The sequence below is a fragment of the Microcystis sp. M179S2 genome (assembly GCF_020245805.1).
Classification (GTDB): domain Bacteria; phylum Cyanobacteriota; class Cyanobacteriia; order Cyanobacteriales; family Microcystaceae; genus Microcystis; species Microcystis aeruginosa.
The window spans coordinates 36986-58049 of the sequence record NZ_JADBUE010000141.1; the positions used below are offsets into that span (position 1 = coordinate 36986).

2 protein-coding genes are annotated in these 21064 nt (G+C 40.4%); one reads left to right on the forward strand and one right to left on the reverse strand.

All coding sequences use genetic code 11. The annotated features are described in order from the left end of the window. Nucleotides 1-5: 5 nt before the first annotated feature. Nucleotides 6-8369: a non-ribosomal peptide synthetase gene (locus IM500_RS08405; RefSeq protein WP_287738114.1), complete on the reverse strand. Its 8364-nt coding sequence runs from the start codon at nt 8367-8369 to the stop codon at nt 6-8. Nucleotides 8370-9283: 914 nt separating this feature from the next. Between IM500_RS08405 and IM500_RS08410 the strand changes: the two genes are divergently transcribed. After that, nucleotides 9284-20989 carry a type I polyketide synthase gene (locus IM500_RS08410; protein WP_190723010.1) on the forward strand — a complete coding sequence of 3902 codons (11706 nt, stop codon included), beginning with the start codon at nt 9284-9286 and terminating at the stop codon, nt 20987-20989. The last annotated feature ends 75 nt before the right edge of the window (nt 20990-21064 follow it).

The window sequence follows — 21064 nt, forward strand, 5'->3', positions numbered from 1 at the left end:
CCTTATTAGTCAATTTCTGCCAGAATATCGTCTAATTCCTGTTGATTCAAGTGCGCTACTGGAAAATCTGAGGGAGTGTAACCCCCAGCATCAGGAGATAAACAATGCTCAATCAATTTCAGCAAAGCTTCTTTATAGCTGCGCCCTAAATATTCTACCGTCGAACGTTCATAGATGAGATCGCTATAAGTCCAGTTTACTTGTAACTGTCCCTCGATAACTCTGGCCGTAATCTCTAATAAATGACTACGATGTCCCTTAAGACTGTGATTGGGCCCCTTAGACTCATCCGCTAATTTCCAATCCCCTTTTTGCAATTGTCCTTGCTCAAATTGACCTAAATAATTAAACAAAACTTCTCTGGCAGGAATTTCAGCTAATTGAGACTTAATATCAGCATCATCACTCAAATATCGCGAAATTCCATAGCCAATTCCCCTGTGAGGAATAGCTCGTAACTGTTCTTTAATAGATTTGAGCCGCTCACCGGGGTGATTTTCGGGGGGGAGTCGCAAAATAACCGGAAAAAGACTGGTAAACCAACCTACCGTCCTCGATAAGTCAACCTCACTGAACAAATCTTCTCGTCCGTGTCCTTCTAAATCAAGAGATATGGTCAAATTTTCTGTCCATTCTGTCAAAGTTTCCGCTAAAGCGGTTAACAAAACCTCATTAATTTGAGTGTTATAGGCAGCGGGGACTTTTTGCAAGAGGGTGCGGGTTTGTTCTTCATCTAGAGTCACCGTGACATCATTTGCCGTCGCTACTGTATTGTATTGTTTTCCAGCCTCGTCATCTACAGGTAAATTTCTCGCCTCTAACCAAGGTTGAGTTAACCAATAGTCTAATGGCTCTTTCGCTTTTTCCCCTTGTCCATAATCCCTCAAGAGAAGCGCCCAATCCTGAAAGGCTATGGTTTTAGGTGGAAGTTCTACATTCTCCCCCCTTTCTAGCTGTTGATAAGTCATCAATAAATCTTCTAACAAAATTCGCCAAGATACACCATCAACCCCCAAGTGATGAATAATAATCAGTAACCGACTGGGTTGATAGGGTGCCAATTCCAATAGTACCGCCTTGATTAATAGTCCAGTAGAGAGGTTTAAACTTGCCTGTTGAGTTGTTGCCATTGCTAAGAGAGTTTCCCTTTGCTGAGATTGAGGAATAGAAGACAAATCAATCACTTCAAAAGGTACTTCCTCCGGCATTCCTTCATTAACTTGTTGCCATTGTCCTTCCTCCACAGTAAACCGTAACCGCAAAGCGTCATGATGTTCAATTAATTTTCTCAGAGATTGAGCTAACAAATCAGCTTTCAGGTGACGGGGAACTTCTAAGAGGACAGACTGATTAAAGTGGTGCATTTCAGCGCGATTTTGCTCAAAAAACCACAGTTGAATGGGAGTGAGAGGCACAATACCCGTCACTAAACCCTGTTTAGCTAATTCGGCTGTGGAATAATCGGCAACTGTAGCTAGTTCAGCAAGAGTAGGATATTCAAATATCTGTTTAGGGGTAATCTTCAACCCGGCTTGACGAGCGCGAGCGACAACCTGAATACTGAGAATAGAATCGCCCCCAACTTCAAAAAAGCGGTCATAACGACTCACTTGTTTAATTCTGAGAACATCTTGCCAAATACTGGCCAAAATCTTTTCTTTCTGAGTATGCGGGGGGACAAAATCCTGCTCAGATGTCCAAGGTATCTCAGGGAGGGGTAAACTGGAACGGTCAATTTTTCCATTGGGAGTCAGAGGGAGAGCTTCTAAGGAGACAAAAAGAGCCGGAATCATATACTCTGGCAATTTCTGTCCCAAGAAACGACGCAAATCCTCAGTATTTATCGGGCCATTTTCTCCTACTAGATAAGCGACTAACCTCTTATTCCGATAGGAGTCTTCCCAAACCTTCACCACCTTTTGCTTAACTTGGGGATAAGTCCCTAGAGTTGCCTCAATTTCTCCTAATTCAATACGGAAACCCCGCAATTTTACCTGATTATCACCCCGCCCCAAAAAATCAATATTTCCATCGGGTAAATATCGGGCTAAATCTCCTGTTTTATAGAGTTTGGCATTGGGTTCATTACTAAACGGATTGGAGATAAATTTCTCGGCGGTTAATTCAGGTTGATTCAGATAACATCGAGCTAACCCTTTACCCCCGATATATAAATCACCAATAGTTCCTAGAGGAACCGGTTGCTTAAAAGAGTCCAGAATATAAACTTGAGTATTGGCAATAGGCCGGCCGATACTCGGTTGTCCATGGTGTCCTTTAGGCACTAAGCTAAAAGTGGAATAAGTGGTATCTTCTGACGGACCGTAGAGATTATAAACATTCTTAATGTTCTCCTGCTGGTAAAGCTTCTGGACCAATTGATTAGACAAAGCTTCTCCGGCGAGGTTTACCGTTTGCACAGTCTCAGGTATCGCCTCAATTTCCAGCAGTTGAGCGATCGCTGTAGGTACGGTATTAATTAATGTTACCTCTTTGGCTGCACTTAAACTAGGCAAATCTAGAACATTCTGGGCCAGAATAATCTTACCCCCCACAGCCAAGGGCAAAAATAGTTCAAATACTGACAAATCAAAACAAATAGAAGTAGCTCCCAAAACCCCCGCTAATTCCTCACTGCTAAAGACTTCCTTGGACCAATTCAGTAAGGTTGTGGTGCTGTGATGCTCAATGACAACCCCTTTTGGTTTCCCCGTTGAACCGGAGGTATAAATCACATAAGCGGTATTACTGGAACTTACGGGTAAAGAGAGGTTTTCGGGACTTTCTAGGGCTATATTTCTGGCTTCTGCCTCTAATATCACCAGATTCCCTGGATAATTCCCTAATTTCTCTACTAATTTTGCTTGTGTTAGCAACAAGGAAACTTGAGCATCTTCTAAGATAACATTGAGGCGTTCAGTTGGATAAGCTGGATCTAAAGGTACATAAGCTCCCCCTGCTTTGAGAATAGCTAATAACCCTATAACCATCTCAGGGGTCCGTTCTAGGCAAATTCCCACCAAAGACTCCGTTTTTACCCCTTTTTTGCCTAAATAATGCCCTAATTGATTCGCTTTTTCGTTTAATTGACGGTAGGTTAATTGTTCATTTTCTGTAATAATAGCGATCGCATCAGGACTGCGCTTAACTTGCTCCTCAAACAATTGATGAATACACCCATCCGGATAGTGAACCTCAGTATCATTCCATTCTTTTAATAATTGATGTTGTTCTTGCTCAGAAAGTAAACAACAAGTTTCATAACGTTCTAACCCTTCCGTTGCCATAGCGATGAGAGTTTTCTCGTAGTATCCTCCGATTAACTCCATCTGCTTTTCCCCTAGATAATTCCCATCATATTTAAGGGTAAGTTCTATTTGAGATGAAAGGGGATGAAGACTAAAATTAGCTAACAATGTAAAATTAGTTTGATTAAAAAACTTCCCTCCTAAGACCTCTAAATCTTTCACCCCGATGATACCTTGATAAACATGGAAATGAATAAAATTAAAAGCCGTATCAAACAAAGGTTGACCTGATTTTTGTAACTCAGCGAGGGGATATCTTCGCCAAGATAAGCATTCTCTTTCAACATCAAAAGCTTGCTTAACTAAATCGCTCCAAGGGCCTCCAGATAACTCTAAACGTAGGGGCAAAGTATTCAAAAATAAACCTAATATCTTTTCCCCATCGGCTGCTTCTAACCGTCCATTAGAGACTAAACCCGTAACAATATCCCTCTGATTATTCAGTAAACTTAATACCCGAAAATGAGCCGCCAATAAAACACTTTTTAGGGGGACTCCCACTTGTTTACCGAGTTGTTTTAATCCCTGAGATACCTGACTAGATATAGGAACTAACCAATCCCAATCTTGATTAACTTGATTAGATTTCGACCACTGAGGAAGTTTAGTCAGCGTCACATCTCTGAGTTTTTCTTGCCAATAATTCTGGCATTCTGGCGATTGAATAGTTTTCTTTTCTAAGGCAACAAAATCCCTAAAACTGAGAGCGGGAGGTGGAGAGAGAGGGAGAACTTTTTTGTCGAGAAGGTAGAGATACTGCTGTAACAATTCTGTGAGCAACGAAGCCACACTCCAACCATCTAAAATAGAGTGATGAAAACTGAAAGTTAGGTTAAAGTTATCCTGACTGCGGCGATGGAGATGAAAGCGAAATAAAGGAGGACTATTCCAGTCAAAAGTGCAGATTTTTTCCCGCTCAATCCAATCATCAATAGCCGTGTCTTGTTCAGAAGTAGATAGATGGGTTAGGTCATCTAATCCTAAAGGAACATCGATTTGTCGGTGAACTAATTGTAGGGGTTCCTGATATTCAAAGAGTGCGAAACTGGTTCGTAATACCGGATGCCGCTGGACAATCTCCTGAATAGCACTATGTAAAGCGGGAAAACTAAAATCAGCACGAATATGATAGGTAAACACATCATGGTACACCGATAGATTCCCCTGATATTCACTATGAAATATCATCCCCAATTGTAGAGCAGTTAGAGGATAAGCATCCTCCACTTCCTCCGGTAAATTGAGGCGAACTTCTTGAGAAATTAAACTAAAAACTTCCGTTTTTTCAGTCCCTAAAGTATCAATTTCATAGCTAACGCAATTGGCCAATTCTTGAATGGTTTGATGTTGCAATAATTGGGGTAAGGAAAAATGAAAACCCATTTGTCGCGCCTTAGCGATCACTTGTATTCCCCGAATCGAATCCCCCCCAAGTTCAAAAAAATTATCGTGAATACCAACCTCTTCGATGCCCAAAACTTCAGCCCAAATCAGTGCTAAAATTTCCTCAAGAGGGGTACAAGGTGCGACAAAATTCTCCGAATTCCTTAAACTGTTATAGCTTGGAGAGGGTAGGGCGCGACGGTCAATTTTTCCACTATTTGTCAGAGGAATAGCATCCAATTGCACAAAGGCATGAGGTATCATGTATTCTGGGAGTTGGTTTTGCAGATAACTCCGCAGTTGGGGAATCAGTTTACTGTTTAACTTAGACCTTAAAGGGTGATTTGCATAAAGTTGCCATTCAGGTTTTGCGGTGTGGGTGGGGGTAAAAGCGATGTAATTTCTACGGGAATTTTCCAGCGGGGCAAAAATCACATCGTAACGGTCTGGAGTATCCGACCAAGTTACCCAAACCGAAAGGGATAAATCCTCAGCTAAAGCCGAAAAATCTTCAGGTTCTACGGCATTTTCTGGTATAATGTCCGATTTAATGGCTTGAAATTCCTCGGTCGTCCCCAAGTCTTGAGAATTCCTCAACAATTCCGCACTTTTTAAAGGTCTGAACAAGCGAGAATTAGGGACACCTATCACCCTTAACCCCTCAGATTTCCCCAGTTGATTTCTTGCCTCAGATAAAGTCAGCTGCTGTTCAGTCCAGTTTAATTCTGGAAAGTCGGTGCTAAAATCCAGAATCGTTTCAATCCGCAGAACAACATTATAACGGAATTGAGTTAATTCGTTGTGGTGTTGACCTCTCTCTAGATGAATCTCGACTTCAGTAATCTGAGGAAAATAGGACTGAATTGCTCTAAAAAAATCTGGGTCAATAAATAATTCATTTTCTTGCTCAATTTTTCTCTGTACTCGCTGTTTAAAATCCTTAATCGAATCTTCAGGGTTAGCCTTATAAAGTTCTACATCAGCGTGAAAAGCTTCCATGAGTTGCAAGTTTCGCACATCTCCAAGGAAAATACACCCCCCCGGAGTTAGTACCTTGATAGCTCCCTCTAAAACCCTCAGTAAGTAATCTATATGGGGGAAATACTGCACAACCGAGTTAAGGATAATTGTATCGAATCCTTCTGACTCCAAACCCTCAAAATTATCGGCTGTGCTATGCAATAGCCTGACTTGCTCTAGCTGAGGCCCTTCTTGATTAATTCGCTGAATATCGTCTAAGGCTACTGATGAAATATCGGTTCCCCAATAACACTGGCAATGGGGAGCAACTTGGAATAATATTAACCCGGTTCCACAACCTATTTCCAGAACTTTTTTAGGTTGTTGAGCGAGAATAACCTTAACTTTATCATCTAGCCATTCTCGCATCTGAGCAACTGGGATAGGTTCCCCCGTGTAACTACTATTCCAGCCAACAATATTAAATATACCCTCAGAATCTGCCGATGTTTGGCTGTAAATTTGGTTATAGAGGCTTTGCCATTGCTCGATTTGCTCATCGAATAATTGCCCTTTTTCTGAAGTCGCCAAGAGTTCCCCCTCTTGAGACTGACCCACAACATAAGCAATTAGTGTTTTACTCCCTGTTTCTGTCTCCGATGCAATGACTACCGCTTGCTCAACTGCTGGATGTTCACTGAGTATAGTTTCAATTTCCCCAAGCTCAATCCGGAAACCTCGAATCTTAACTTGATGGTCAATACGCCCCAAAAATTCAATATTTCCATCGGGTAAATACCGGGCTAAATCTCCCGTCTTATATAATTTTGCCCTAATTTCTCCCCCTATTTCTCCTTCGACCTTAGCAAAAGGATTAGGGATAAATTTCTCGGCCGTCAATTCGGGACGATTGAGGTATCCACGAGCTAAACCTATGCCACCAATGTGTAATTCTCCCACAATTCCTATAGGAACTGGTTGTAAATCCGGATTAAGAATATAAATCTGAGTATTGGCAATTGGTTGACCAATACTCACTAGAGCTTTTTGATTCTCCGGCAAACAGGGCCAGTAAGTCACATCAATCGCCGCCTCAGTCGGACCGTAGAGGTTGTGAAGTTCACAGTCAAAATGCTCAAAAAAGCGTTGTGTTAACTCTAATGACAAAGCTTCCCCACTACAGAAAACCCGCTTGAGAGAACTACATTCTTTTAGCTCTGGTTCTTGCAGAAACACTCGCAACATTGAGGGGACAAAATGAAGGGTAGTGATTTGCTGCTTTTGGATCAATTGTATTAAATAGGTACTATCTTTATGACCTTCTGGTTTAGCTACCACTAGGGTTGCACCGGCTAATAAGGGCCAAAAGAATTCCCAGACTGAAACATCAAAACTAAAAGGGGTTTTTTGTAAAATGCCATCACTCTTAGTTAACTGATAAGTATCCTGCATCCACAACAAACGATTCCTAATCCCCTTATGATTATTCATTACGCCTTTAGGCTTACCTGTGGATCCCGAAGTATAAATAACATAGGCTAAATTTTCCCCCGTTACGCCACTGTCACAATTGTTCTGACTTTCTTGAGAAATTGCTGGCCAATCTGTATCCAAAGCAACAACAATTCCCCGGTATTCCGCCAACAATCCCCGCAGCGATTCCGCAGTAATGATCACTTTTACCCCAGTATCTTCTAATAGATAACTTAGGCGTTCTTGAGGATAATTAGGATCTAAGGGGACGTAAGCTCCTCCGGCCTTCAAAACAGCCAATAATCCTACTACCATTTCTAAGGAACGCTCTAGATAAATTCCTACTAATTCCTCTGGTTTTACTCCTAATTTTTGTAGATAATGACCAAGTTGATTGGCTTTTTCATTTAATTCTTGATAAGTTAATTCTTGATTTTCAAAAATGACCGCCACTCTCTCAGGGTAAAGTTTGGCTTGCTCTTCAAATAGCTGATGAATCCATTGCTTTTCAGGATATTGAATGGCCGTATCATTCCAATCTCTCAGCAATTGTTCTCGTTCTTTTGTCGTTAATATATCAATTTCTGATAAATATATATCGGGATTACTCGTCACTGTTTCTAAGATTTTCCGGTAATGTCCTAGCATTCTCTCGACAAAATCTCTGGGAAATTTATCTTTAATAAAAGTGACAGAAACACCACTATCATCCGCTGCTATGGCAAAAACTAATTGAAACCGATTTAAGGAAGAAATGTCGGCGCACAGCCCTTCTTTGATCACAGCAACGTCAAAAATATTCTCTAGATTTCCTCCTCTTGCTGCCAAGGTTTTGACCAAACTATCCAGAGTATAGTTTTGATGGCGATATCCTTCTTGTAAATCTTTACGAATGATTCTTAGTAAATCTTTAAATGAACTAAAATTCTGTTGATTGAATCGGCAGAATATCAGGCTCTCTAATTTTTCTGTATTCAAAGCTCCTGTAGCCGTGGCAAACTCGACTTGAGCAGTATATTTAAACATTAAAACTTGGACAACAGCCAGATAAAATGCTAATTTATTAACGGAATTGTTTGCCGTTAAACTGTTGATTTTTTCCTGTAAATCTGTAGAGATAACTTCAATAACGCTATCTTGCTCCCCGGTTTTATTCTGACTTACATTACCAAATAGAGTAGTTACTGGATCTATTTCTTGAAGTTGCCGAATTTGGTAATCTATTGAAACCAGATGTGCTTCCATTGCTGTTCTAAGTAGTTGGACAAAAGTAAAGTTAACTGTAGGGTAAGGAGTCAGGAGTCAGGAGACAGGAGACAGCTTTTGTGTATTCTCCCCACTTGCCACTTGCCACTTTCAAGTCAGGAGTCAGTAAGAATTGCGGCAATTTACATTTCTTAAGATAGACAACAGAATTTATGTCCGACTACTTAACCTTTTCCCTAAATAGTAGTTGATGGCGGTATTCAGAGTCATGGGGTACAATGCTTTTTTCCCCGTTCCCAGTTCCCTTAAAGCGATAATTCCCGTCTCTGACGAGTGGGATTATTGCTATACGAACTACAGGAAACCCGCCTAGGGCTAAGGTCGAGGTTTCTGTCGCTTGTTCACAATTGTTCTGAGCCTCGACATCATAGCATATTAACCGACATTCTGCACATCTCCATATACTTTTACAAATTTTTACATTCCCTGGGATGTTTTGACGAAAAATCTTCATTGTAGAAACTACTGTGGGAGCAATAAATTAGTAAAAATTATTAATTGAATATTAAGAAGTGCGGAAAGTGTGACATTTAAAGATAGATTAGCGCAAGACTATCAGATCTGAGGATGCCACACCCCATAAACGTTTATTGCAGATGTCTATTGACAATTACTACCTTGATCAGGTACGATTAGCTGTCTGGTCGTAATAGCTGAAGAAGTGACAACGAGGTGGAAATTTAAGTGAGGTGCGGGGAAAATTTCCTCACTGTAAGCCATCAAATTAATCGACTCACCAGGTAAAAACCAAATTCCCTCGTTATCTTTCGGCGAAAGTCTCAAGCTTTTTCCCTACACCCTAACCCCGACACTCTACACCCTGTTTCACTTTCCATCTGCTTGTCACCCCGTCAGTCGCAATAATTATTCTTTTCCAAGTCGATTCTAACACTATGGACTTTCAAGATAAAAAGAACTTATCCGAAAACGACCAATCAATCCAAGCTAGAGTTTTTAAAGCTCTTAGTGAAGCTAAAGAAAAATTAAAAGCTTTCGAGTCTCAACAAAGCGAACCCTTAGCTATCGTCGGTTTAGGTTGTCGTTTCGGTCATAATATTGCGACACCTGAATCCTTCTGGTCTTTCCTCAAAGCGGGTAAAAATAACCTCAGAGAAATACCTAAGGAGCGCTGGAACCAGCAGGATTTTTATGATTCAGATCGGAATAAAGTGGGTAAAATCTATGTTTCTCAGGGGGGGTTTCTTGATGATGTCTCCCAGTTTGATGCCCATTTTTTCGGAATTGCTCCCAAGGAAGCCGTCGCTATGGATCCTCAGCAAAGGTTGCTTTTAGAGGTAGCCTATGAAGCTTTGGAAAATGCAGGAATGGCAACAACGACGGCTAGAAGGGGAAAAACAGGGGTTTTTATCGGGATTACCAACAATGACTATGCCCGTATTCTTACCTCAAATGAGGACTATAATGCCATCGGAGCCTATCATATTTCGGGTAATCATACTAATGCGGCAGCTGGGCGTATTTCTTACCTTTTAAATCTTAATGGTCCGAGTTTGGCAGTAGATACCGCTTGTTCTTCTTCCTTAGTCGCTGTTCATCTCGCTTGCCGTTCCTTACGTTCCCAAGAATGCAGACAAGCTTTAGTCGGAGGAGTGAACTTAGTTTTAACTCCAGAAGTCGTCATCGCCTTGTGCCGCAATCAGATGTTGGCCCCAGATGGCCAATGCAAAACCTTTGACGAAAGTGCCGATGGGTTTGGAATCGGCGAAGGTTGCGGAGTCATCGTCTTAAAAAGACTCAGTGACGCTCTGGAAGATGGTGATCACATTTGGGCAGTGATTCGAGGGACCGCAGTCAACAACGATGGAGCTAGTGGCGGCTTTACCGTTCCTAATGGGCCTGTGCAGAGAGAATTAATCAGAGAAGCTCTGGCTGACGCTCGTTTAGATGCCGAGGCGATCGATTATGTTGAAGCTCACGGTACAGGAACATCTTTGGGAGATCCCATCGAAATTAAAGCCATAGCCGAGGCATTATGCCTCAATCGTCGGAAATCTAACCCGTTATTAGTCGGTTCTCTCAAAACTAATTTAGGTCATCTGGCGGCGGCGGCTGGAATTTCAGGATTAATTAAAACCGCATTATCGCTACACTACCGTGAAATTCCGGCTCATCTAAATCTTAAAAAACCCAATCCTCATATTAATTGGGATGCCTTACCGATTAGTATCGTTACGCAAAATTGTCCTTGGAATGTTAACAATGGCAAGCTCAAAGCGGCTGGAGTCAGTTCTTTTGGAGCATCGGGAACCAACGCTCATGTTATTTTAAGCGAACCGCCTCAACCGCAACCCCAAAACCCCAAAATATCCCCCATTCTCGTTACTTTTTCGGCTAAAGAACCCGAACGTTTACGTCTTTTTACGACTCAATTTGTGGATGATCTTGAGCAGAAAACATCTCTCAACGTCAAGGACATTGCCCTATCTTTAAATACCGGTCGTTTTCCCCATAAACATCGTCTCGCTCTTTTAGTTTCTAATCAAGAGAATCTGCGCCAAGGCATTCAGGCTTTTCTCAAGAGCGATGGGGATGAAAAGCAATTTCAAAATATTCAAAATAATAGCTTCGACATCATTTATGGAGAAGCGCAAAGCAATCCTAAAATTGCTTTTCTCTGCCATGACGAGCAAGAAATTAGTCCAGAAATCATTGAAACCCTGCTCAATAATGAGCCAGTATTTTATGATGCTTTTAGGCACTGTGATCATCTGTTTAAAAAATATTTAGAATTTTCTCTTCAGGAATTATTGTCATCTAAAAAAGCCTTAGAGCCTCAGATTCCTTTGTCTGTACAACCGGTATTATTTGCCTATCAATATGCTCTTTGTGAACTCTGGAAATCGTGGGGAATTTCTCCTTCTGCGATTTTAGGTTCTGGATTAGGGGAATATCTCGCCGCTCAACAAGCGGGCGTTTTTTCCCTTGAAGATACCGTCAAGCTGGTGACGAAACGCGCTCAAATTGGTCCACAAAACCCCAACTCAGAAGAACTTTTATCCTTGCTCAAAAGCACCCCAGAAGTCGATTCTAACTCTCCCGATATTACCCTAATTTATCAGGGTGAAGTGGTGAAAAAATCCCTCAGAAATTCCGTGAATAGAGGGGAAAGGATTAGGCAAAAATCCGACGAAATCGCCCAGGGAATTTCTACTTTGCATCAAATGGGATATCAAATCTTCCTAGAAATGGGAATCAGTGCCAATCTCATTAATATAGGTCGTCAAAAGTTAGGGGTAAATTCAATTCTATGGTTATCTAGTTTAGGGGAAGATTGTCACAGTGATCAGCATGAGCAAAGGGTGCTAGGTCAACTCTATGTACGAGGATTTAATATTAACTGGGAAGCCTTTCATCGCTCACATCCCGGGCAAAAAATTAGTTTACCTAATTCGCCTTTTATCCGCAAACGCTACTGGATAAATTCTGGCAATAAATCAGAGTCTTCTAGCTATAAAAACCCTAATTATTACTCTGGACATCCCTTACTAGGCGATCGTTTTCCTTCTCCCTTAGCTCTCCTTCAATATCGAGGGAGCATTAGTCAACATAAACCTGCATTTTTAGGAGAACATCAGGTTTTTGATCAGGCCATATTGCCAGCATCTGCCTTGATAGAAATGGCTTTAGCTGCCGGGGAGAATCAAAGAGTTATTTTAGAAAATGTTGAATTTAAGAAGGCATTAATTTTAAAAGATACGGAAGACACATTACAGTTAATCATTGAGCAAAAAAGCTTTAAAATTTACCATGAACTTGAGCCAAATTGGGAAATATTAGTTACTGGAAAAATTGAGGAATTGAAATCAACTAATTTAACCCATTGTCATCTAGAAGAAATCGCCAAAAATTGTCCTGAAGAAGTCGATATAAACTCCTTTTATGAAACTTATCAAAAATCAGGGATAAATTACGGGAGTAACTTTCGGCTCATTCATCAACTGAAGCGCGGAGAAAATACAGCTTTTGCTCAAATCAAATTAACCGATAGGTTAGAGCGGGAAAAATATCATTTCCATCCCGCTATGTTAGATGCTTGTTTTCAAGGTATTGCTGCCATTTTATTTAAAGAAGAATCCTCAGTAACTTATGTTCCTGTTCGCCTTGGTAAATTGGCATTTTTCCACCCTCCTGATGAGCAGGTAATCAGCGCGGTTCGACTGAAGAACTCCTCCCCTAACCCTAACATTATTATCGCTGATATTGATATCTATTCCCCCCAAGGTCAACCCTTAGCATCCCTCACCAACTTAGAACTAAAAGCCGTTCAATCTCAAGAGATTATCCCCCAAGAAATCCCCCCTCAAATCTATCTAGAAGAATGGATACCTTGCGAGGAATTATTAGGGAATGGTAGAGACACTTTAGTAGCTCCCCAGGTGATTAAAAATCAAATTCACCCCGCACAGTTAGAACAACAACTAGGGGAAAAATTGGGGCAATATGAGCGCTTAATGGAGGCCTTAGAAAAGTTAAGCGTAACCTATATTTGGCAAGCCTTAACAAAACTTAATGGACAGCCAAAATTAGGTCAAACTTATTCCGAAGCACAGATAGCAAATCAAGGTCAAATTGTCGATTTTTACCGACCTTTATTATCTCGATGTTTAAGCATTTTAGCTGAAGAAAAAATCGTTAATCAGACAAAAGATGGCTGGTTATTCCTCAAAGAATTAGAAGCACCTTCATCGCCATCGCAAATTAAAATTCTCCGCCAAGAATTTGCCGATTATCCAGCAGAAATTAGTCTCATGGAGCGTTGTGGCTCTGCTTTGGCAGCAGTCATGAGTCGTCAAGTTGAGCCATTAGAACTACTCTTTCCTCAAGGGGATTTAGAAGCGATCGCATCAATTTATTCGGAAGCTGCCGGAGCTAAATTGATGAATCAGTTAGTCGCCACCACAATCAGCCGTGCTATTGAGAATTTACCCCCCCATTATCCCCTAAGAATTCTCGAAATTGGAGGAGGAACAGGAGCCGTTACTGCTGGCATTTTACCTCACTTACCCACAGAACATATCGAATATGTATTCACCGATATTTCCTCTAGTTTCTTAACAAGAGCTAAGGAAAATTTTAGAAACTACCCCTTTATTAAATATCAAACTTTAGACATTGAAAAAAATCCCTTTACTCAAGATTTTCTCCCCGGCAGTTTTGACATAATCATCGCCGCTAATGTTCTTCATGCCACAGCCAACCTTCAAAAAACCCTGGAAAATGTGCGCTCTCTCATCGCTCCTAAGGGACTACTAATCCTCTTAGAAAGTACAGGGGCAAGACGTTGGGTAGATTTAACCTTTGGCTTGACAGAAGGATGGTGGTTATGTAGTCAAGATCTGCGGCGGAATGGTTATCCGTTAATCAGCACAAAAGATTGGCAAAATTTACTGATTGAGAATCAATTTGAAGACATTAATATTATCGAACCAAGCCAAGCAAAAACCCGAAATTTATTAAAACAAAGTGTCATCATTAGTCGCAGCAGTGAGCAATTACCTTCTCTTTCGGCAAAATCTTACTATCATCAAATAATCTGGGCAGATAGTCAAGGAATTGCTAACGGTTTAATCCCTCTATTCCAACAGAGAGGAATAAGTTGTTCCTGCGTCTTTTCCCAAGATATTAACCCAGAAATTGCTGAAGATTACCTATCAATATTGAGAAACTCGATAACTTCAGAAACTCGTCAAATACTGTACTTCTGGGGCTTAGAAAAAATCCCTGGAGAAATGGATCAACAAGTCGAGATTCATTGTCAAAGATTTCTCTTTTTCTTACAAGCGTTATTGCAGCAAGAAAATCCGCCGGCTCTGATTTTAGTGACTCAAGGAGCAGTACCAGCAAAAGCCATTAAAACCCTGACCTCTCCCTCTCAAGCATCCTTATTAGGAATAGCCTTCAGCCTAGTCTTAGAACATCCTGAACTTAATTTTAAGGCGATTGACCTAGATCCAGATGAAGTAAACTCAGCCGACAAACTGCTGCAAGAAATCTACAGTAATCCCCAAGAAAACCGGGTTGCTTTGCGGGGGGAACAGCGTTTTTATCCCCGTTTAGTGCAGAGAAAACTTGAAGAGGGAAATATCAATTTTAGTCCTGATGGCTATTATTTAATCACAGGAGGCACAGGGGGGTTAGGATTAGCAACAACCCGATGGATGATTGAAAAAGGGGCGCGGAATTTAGTTTTGTGTAGTCGTCGAGGGGCAGAAGGAGTTAGCCCTGAAATATTAGCCAATCTCTCCTCTAGTGGGGCAGAAATTACCCTCAAAAAACTTGATATTACCGATGCTGAAAAACTGCACACTGTCTTAGAAGAATGCCGTTCTAAATATCCTGTACGGGGCGTTTTTCACATTGCTGGAACCTTAGACGATACCACCTTATTAAGACTAACACCAGAGCGCTTTAATTATGTTTTAGCTCCCAAAGTTAAAGGAACTTGGTTGCTTCATCAACTCACCCTAAATGACCCATTAGAATTCTTTGTCTGTTATACTTCTGCTGTATCTTTAATTGGCTCAGCTGGACAAGCCAATGCCGCGGCAGCTAATGCCTTTGAAGACGCTTTTATCTATTATCGTCAGGCGCATCATTTACCCGGAACGGTCATAAATTGGGGTCCTTGGAGCGAAATAGGTGCAGCAGTAGATCGCAATGTTTTGGAGAGATTAGCCGCTAAAGGATATGGGGCTATGAAACCCGATTTAGCCCTTAATGCTCTCGAAAAAATTCTCCTAAATCAGATTATTCGCGCTGGTGTAATTAAGATTGACTGGCAACAATTTCCTTATATTCATCAAAGCTTTTATAAAAACTTTCTGCCTCAAGGAAACCCCCAAGCAGCCCCCTCATCTGAGTTTTTAAAACAATGGCAAAATTTAACCTTAAAAGAGCGTCCTAATTGGCTAACTAATCATATCATTATGCGTGTTTCTACTGTCTTAGGACGCTCAAATGATGAAACTTTTTCCCCTCAACAAGGCTTTTTTGATTTGGGGATGGACTCTCTCACTTCTACAGAGTTACGAAATCTGTTACAAACTGACTTTAATTGTTCTCTCCCTTCGACAATTACTTTTCGTTTTCCGAACGTTGAAGCCTTAGTTAATTATTTACAGCGAGAAGTTCTAGATAATTGTCAACCAGTATTTACCCCTCAAATAAAAGCAGAAATTTCTCAAAAACAGCCAGAAAAATCACAACTCGATGATGATCCTATTGTTATTGTCGGCATGGCTTGTCGATTCCCCGGCGGTGCTAAGAATTTACAATCTTTCTGGGAACTTTTAGAACAGGGAAAAGATGCTATAACAGAAATTCCTCAAGAGCGCTGGGATCAGGAAACATGGTATGATCCTAATCCCGATGTCCCCGGCAAAATATACGCTCCTTACGGTGCATTTCTAGAACAAATTGAGGAATTTGATGGAGAATTTTTTGGCATTATTCCTAGAGAATCTGTCGCTATGGATCCTCAGCAGCGTTTACTCTTGGAAACCACCTGGCAAGCTTTAGAATCTGCTGGACAAAATCCCCAAAAATTACGCAACAGTCAGACGGGAGTTTTTATCGGTTGCATGACTCAAGATTATGCCCAATTAAGTTATTCTCCTCAAGCCATTAATGCTTATACTGGTTCAGGAACTTCTGTTAGTATGGCGGCGGGTCGTCTTTCTTATGTCCTTGGTTTACAGGGTCCATCAATGACTATTGACACCGCTTGTTCCTCCTCATTAGTAGCGATTCATTTAGCTTATAATGCCTTACTTAATGGTGAGTGCGATCTGGCTTTGGCTGGAGGGGTTAATATGATTTTAACTCCCATTATTTCTTTAATCGAAAGTCGCGCCCATATGCTTGCCCCTGATGGACATTGCAAAACCTTTGATGAGAGCGCGAATGGCATGGTGCGAGGAGAAGGCTGTGGAATAGTTGTTCTGAAAAGATTGAGCCAAGCAGTTAAGAATGGAGACCAAATTTTAGCGAAAATTTATGGCACAGCCGTCAATCATGATGGTCCAAGTAGTGGGCTAACTGTTCCTAATGGTCAAGCTCAAGAACAATTATTACATCAAGCCCTTAAACGTGCTAATCTCAAGCCTGAACAAATCGATTATATTGAAGCTCACGGCACTGGAACAGCCCTTGGTGATCCCATTGAATTAGAAAGTATGTCCGCCGTTTTTGGCCAACGCTCCCCTAATCGGCCTTTAATTATTGGTTCAGTAAAAACGAATTTAGGCCATTTAGAAGGTGCTGCCGGAATTGCCGGATTAATTAAAACCGTTCTAGCGTTACAACACCATAAAATACCTCCTCATCTTCACTTTAAAAATCCTAATCCCCGCTTTGATTGGAGTTCTCATATTTTTGAAGTTCCTGTACAAGGAAAACCTTGGCATATCAGCGAACGTCCAAGGATTGCTGGAGTAAGTTCCTTTGGATTTAGTGGAACGAATGCTCATATCATTGTTGGGGAAATTGACGCTGATTTACCTCAACCTTCGGAGAATAATTTTTATCTATTACCCCTTTCGGCTCGTTCTGAAAAATCGCTGCAAGAGTTAGCGAGAAGTTATCAAGATATTTTGACTGAGTCTATCAATTTAGCTGATGTTTGTTTTACCGCCAGTACAGGGCGGGGGATTTTTCCGCAACGAATCTGTATTTTAGCAGACTCAATAACCACGGCACAACGAGCATTAATTGATTACCAAGATGGTGAAGATTCTGACTCATTAATCCGACCGATTTTATCAGAGACTCCGCCAAAGATAGCTTTCCTCTTTTCTGGACAAGGCTCTCAATATTCCGGCATGGGAGAAACCCTTTATAACCGAGAAGTTGTTTTCAAGGAAACATTAGATCTTTGTGATCAAATTCTAGAACCCCTTTTAGAAAAATCTCTCTTAGATTTAATCTTTCAAGAGCAAAATAGTGAGTTATTAGAGGAAACCCAAATCACTCAGCCGGTGATTTTTTCCCTTGAATATGCACTCGCCAAATTATGGCAATCTTGGGGAATACAACCTTCAGCCCTTTTAGGACATAGTATTGGGGAATATGTGGCGGCTTGTTGGGCAGGAGTCTTTTCATTAGAAGATGCCTTAAAATTAGTGACTCAACGGGGTAAATTAATGGGAAAATTGCCCCACAATGGCAGTATGTCCGCTATTTATGCTGATTATGAGACGGTAGCAAACGCTCTAACTTCTTATGAAAATCAAGTTAATATTGCTTCAGCCAATGGCTCAATTACCGTCATTTCTGGATTTAAAGAGATTGTTGAGCAACTCGAAAAAGAATTTATTGATCAAGGGTATAAAACTAAACGTTTAGCGGTATCTCATGCTTTTCATTCTCCTTTAATGCAGCCTATTCTTGATGATTTTTCCCAGGTCTTAAAAACAATTTCTTTTCATGAACCTAACTTAACGATTATTAGTAATCTGACAGGGAAAGCTGTAGGTTCAGAAATTACAACTCCTGATTATTGGGTAGATCATCTGCGTAATACTGTACAGTTTAGTCAAGGATTTCAGTCTTTAATTGCTCAGGGTTATCGTTGTTTTCTAGAAGTCGGTTCTAAGCCTGTATTACTGAGTATGGCTCGCCTTATTGCTGCCAACCAGGATCTATTATGGTTGCCTAGTATTGTACCCGGGCAGGATGAACAGGCACAAATGTATAGAAGTTTAGCGACACTTTTTGTTAATGGTTATTCTGTAGACTGGACTAAAGTATTTAAACAAGGTAAGCGAATTAGTTTACCGACTTATCCCTTTCAAAGAGAACGGTATTGGCTATCTAATTCGGAATTTTCTCTAGGGCAAATCAAGACTCAGTTACATCCTTTCATTAGAGATTTTAAAAAGTTAGCAACGGGAGACATGATCTTTGAAGGTGAGGTGAGTTCTCTTAACCCTAGTTATTTAGAAGAACACAAGGTATTTGAGAACATTGTATTTCCAGCTACCGGTTTTATTGAAGCCATTTTAGCCGCAAGTCAGAAAATATTTAATGGGCATTTTGTCACCCTTGAAAATGTCTCTATCCATCAGGGATTAATCTTATCTCCAACTCCCTCAATAATCCAAATAATTTTTAAACCTAAAAAATCATCTCAACTGATTTATACTTTTGAGATATTTAGCAGTGATTCTGCACAAGAACAATGGGTTCTTCATGTTACAGGTGAAGTCAAACCTAAGGATATACAAAGCTTGGCTGCCTCAGAATTAAACCAAACTAAATTAGAAAGGGAAAACTCTAAAGAATCGATTTCTATTCGTGAATTCTATGAGCTTTATCAGCAGATGGGTATCAGGTATGGAGAGCAGTTCCAAGCGATTCAAGAGTTATATTCTTTCAAAAAAGGCTCTCAAGCTAAAATTAGTATTAACCCTAGTTTAGCGGATCGGCGTTATTATTTTCATCCGGTTCTTTTGGATGCTTGCTTACAGAGTATTGGGGCAGCTTTCCCCGAAATTCATGGTCAAGAATTGCATCTACCTTATGGATTCTCTTCCTTGGAAATATTCCTAAATCCAACTTCGCAAGTTTGGACGGAAGTTCAGGTCATCTCAGATACTAATGGTGAAATGAGAGTAAATGTTAATATTTATGATGAACAAGGACAGCTTTGCGCTCGCTTTACTGACTTAACAGCACGGCGCATAAATCCAGCTATTTTACAGAGTTTATGGCAAGAAAAGTCAAATAATTGCTTTTATAAAGTGGAATGGAAAAAACTTTCTTCAATGCCAACTGTTGCCGTCGATCCTCAAAATTCTTGGTTAGTCTTGGTTCGTCCAGAAACAGACTTAAATTCCCTAATTAATTTATACAAAAAGGCAGGAGAAAAAGTAATTACTGTAGAAATGGGGCAGAATTATCAATGTTATTCTCAAGATTCTTTTGTGATCAATCCGGCTCAGAAATCTGATTTTCAGCGTCTCTATCAAGAAGCTTATCCATCTGGAGAATTTCCGACTGGTGTTGTTTTTTGTTGGGAATCTTCAGAAGCTGAAGAAGTTCTAGATACAGTAGATCAGAGTTCTCATGCCGTCTTAAATTTAGTGCAAACCCTCACTAATAACTGGGAGAAATTACCCCATTTATGGCTGATTACTCGCGGGGCTAATAAGATTAGCAATGATACGGCTTTATCTCCTCAACAGTCCCATTTATGGGGATTAGGAGCAGTCATTAATCAAGAGTATCCTAAAATGGGTTGTGTTTGTTTAGATTTACCAATCCATAAAGAAGCTAATGAAGCTGCACTTTTATTCAATGAATTAAAGTGTTTCCCCCATGAATTCCGTTTGGCTTTACGTCAAGGAAACCGCTACGCAGCCAGGTTAGTTTCTGCATCTCTTCCTACCTCAGAAAAACGACAGTTTATTAATCAGTCAGGGGCTTATTTAATCACGGGAGCGGGAGGAAAACTCGGCGGATTAGTGGCTCAATGGTTATCAGAAATGGGAGCAAGTCACCTAGTTTTGTGTAGTCGCCATGTTAAATCTTCAACAGAATTGATAGCCCCATTAGTAGAGAAAGGAACAAAAGTAACCTTGATTGAAGCTGATATTACTTCCCCCACAGATATGAAAAATTTATTCTCTCGTTTTGGGGCAGACTTGCCCGTCTTACGAGGAATAATTCATGCAGCAGCGGTCTTAGAAGATGGGCTTATCAGTAATCAAAGTTGGCAAAAATATCAAAAGGTAATGAGTCCAAAAGTAGCAGGAACTTTATTATTAGATCGTTATACTCGCTCTCTATCTTTAGACTTTTTCGTAAGCTTTTCTTCTGCGGCTGTCATCCTTGGTTCACCGGGTCAAAGTAATTATGCGGCGGCTAATGCTTTCATGGATGCTCTAATGCAGCAACGGCAAAGTTTAGGATTACCTGGTATTAGTATTAATTGGGGAGCTTGGGAGACGAGCAACCAAATTGATCAACAACGTTTCGCTAATTGGGGTTTGCAGATGATGCCTTCTGAGCAAGCGTTTCAATATCTCAACCAGATAATTTTAGATGATATTAACCAAGGAATAGTTATCGATATTAATTGGTCAATTTTTAATCAAACTTTCAACATTAGTCAACCCTTCTTTAGCGAGGTATTAACCCTAAACAATCAAAAACAAACAAGTCCAGCAAAACTATTAGAACAATTAAAATCTGTCTCTATAGACGAACGAATAACCGCTTTAGTAGAAGGACTGGAGAAAATATTAAGAGAAGTGACAGGGTTAAATGGGAACAAAGTTATTCCTCAACAAACATCATTCTTAGACTTAGGTTTAAACTCTCTAATGGTCATAGAATTTAAAAATCGCTTAGAAACAGATTTAGGGTGTAAATTGCCATCTTCGATCATTTTCGATTATCCTAATCTTCTCAGCTTAAGTACCTACTTAAGGGAACAAATTCTAGCCAATCATCTCGATTTTGAGATTAAAATAAATCCAATTCCTGACAATCATAATCCCTATGACAGCCTCAGTGAAGACGAACTGGCAAGATTACTTAATCAAAAATTAACGGAGCTTGATCAATATGGAGGTTAAATTTTAAAAATAATGTTTCAAAAGCCATAAGATGTGGTAGGCTAAGTAGGTGAACATGAGTAAGCTTAACTCTGT